Below are 1,930 nucleotides of genomic sequence, written 5' to 3'. Positions count from 1 at the left end.
CCCGCCGCTGGACCCGTATCCGCCCGAGCCACGGCTCGTCTCGTCCAGTTCGGTGACCTCGACGAACTCGGGCAGTTCGACTCGTTGGATCACCAGCTGCGCGATGCGGTCACCGCGCGAGATGTGGATGGTCTCGGTCGGATCGAGGTTGATCAGACACACCTTGATCTCACCGCGGTACCCGGCGTCGATCGTGCCGGGAGCGTTGACGATCGACAGACCGGCGCGCGCGGCGAGTCCGGATCTGGGGTGGACCAGGCCGACGGTGCCGTACGGCAGTGCGATCGCGATCCCGGTGCCCACGAGTTGTCGACGCCCGGCCCCGAGTTCGAGATCGATGGTGGAGCACAGATCGACCCCGGCATCACCGGGATGGGCGCGCGCGGGCAGTGCGATGTCGGGGTCGAGTCGTTGAATCCGGACCGGTGGGATCGGATGGGACGGGGACGAATCGGACGGGTCGGACCCGGTCACAGGGGGGAATTCTGAGGCCACGGGGGAAGACTACGCTGAGGGGTGTGAGTGACCCGGAACCCCGCAGTGCCGCCGAACCCCGCACCCACGAACCCCGCACGGACGACCCCCACACGGAGGCTGCCGAGGAGTCCGACGCAGTGGTCTCCTCGAACTCTGAGTCGGGGACGGATCGTGCCGGTGACGGTGGCAACGGTGACGCAGGCGAGGGTGATCGGTACGCCGAGCGACTGTCGGTGCCGTGGTGGTGGTGGCTGGCCGCCGCGGTGGTGGCCGGCGTGGTGGGTCATGAGATCCAGCTGTCGGCGCATGATTCGCCGTGGGGTCTGCTCGGTTACCTCGGCGCGGCGATCGTGTGTGCGTTGGTTCTGGTGTCGATGGGACACACCCGAATTCGGGTGACCGCCTACGGTGAGCTGCACGCCGGGAAGGCGCGGCTGCCACGGTCGGTCATCGCACGAGGAGCATCGGTGCCGGCATCGGCGAAGAGTGCCGCCCTGGGCCGGCAGCTCGACCCCGCGGCGTTCCTGATCCATCACGCATGGGTGAAGACGATGGTGTTGCTCGTTCTGGACGACCCGGACGATCCGACTCCGTACTGGTTGGTGTCGACGCGCAGGCCCGCAGAACTGTTGAGCGCGTTGGGCGTTGCCGACGCAGCCGCCGGCAACGGGTGAACATCCCGACGAGCAACCGGTGACGGGGTGGCACCCTGGGCCCCACCACGATCCGCCCGGAGGGCGGATCCGTCGGGTGGGGTCGATCAGGCGCAGTCCACGCAGATCATGCTCGCGCCGTTCTCACGGGCCAGACGGCTGCGGTGGTAGACGAGGAAACAACTGGTGCAAGTGAATTCGTCGGCCTGCTTCGGGATGACCCGAACCGAGAGTTCTTCTCCGGAGAGGTCGGCGCCGGGCAGTTCGAACGACTCGGCGGTATCGCTTTCGTCGACGTCGACAGCAGCCGACTGCGCCTCACTGCGCCGTGCCTTCAGCTCCTCGAGCGAGTCCTCGTTCAGGTCCTCGGACTCCGTGCGCCGTGGGGCGTCGTAATCAGTAGCCATTGTGTGCCTTACCTGGTTGAAGGAGCGCGACCTGGGGTCGTCGGCTCGTGACCTGGACCGCTGGGGCGCTAAGTCGCCGGGATTGTCTTGCCGGCGTCACTACAACGTCATGACCGGTGTGATTCGTTACCGATCATCGACCAGACAGTTGTGATGTTGATCACAGTTGGTTGCCAGAACTCCAGCGGACTCGGGAGTGCGGGCGCCCGAAGCCTAGTGCACGACCACCGCAGAGTCAACAGTGTGTGCAAGCCGGATGAAACCGCCGCATGAGGCGTCGGCGACGACCATCCCCTAGTCGGCGCCGCCTGCGCTCCGTCGCGGTGGCCACCCTCTAGAGTTGGGCCAGAATCGGCGGTCGGGCCCGGCATTCATCGCCGGCGCGCTCGACCC

At 66.9% G+C, this 1,930-nt stretch carries 3 protein-coding genes; 1 reads left to right on the top strand and 2 read right to left on the bottom strand.

Annotated elements, in window-relative coordinates:
• The coding region (dut, locus tag B1964_RS09070; protein ID WP_079929553.1) for a dUTP diphosphatase at positions 1-474 on the bottom strand (474 nt) is incomplete at its 3' end.
• Positions 475-518: 44 nt separating this feature from the next.
• Between dut and B1964_RS09065 the strand changes: the two genes are divergently transcribed.
• Positions 519-1,151 (top strand): DUF3093 domain-containing protein, encoded by a 633-nt coding sequence (locus tag B1964_RS09065; protein ID WP_079929552.1) that lies wholly within the window; start codon positions 519-521, stop codon positions 1,149-1,151.
• Positions 1,152-1,237: 86 nt separating this feature from the next.
• Here B1964_RS09065 and B1964_RS09060 read toward each other — a convergent pair whose 3' ends face one another.
• A complete protein-coding gene (locus B1964_RS09060) occupies positions 1,238-1,537 on the bottom strand; it encodes a DUF4193 domain-containing protein (RefSeq protein WP_014359847.1) in 300 nt (99 codons plus the stop codon).
• Between the last annotated feature and the right edge of the window lie 393 nt (positions 1,538-1,930).

Source organism: Gordonia sp. i37 (genome assembly GCF_002043085.1).
Taxonomy (GTDB): Bacteria; Actinomycetota; Actinomycetes; order Mycobacteriales; family Mycobacteriaceae; genus Gordonia; species Gordonia polyisoprenivorans.
Note: the sequence above shows the minus strand (reverse complement) of the source record. Positions and strands in the feature narration are given on the sequence as shown.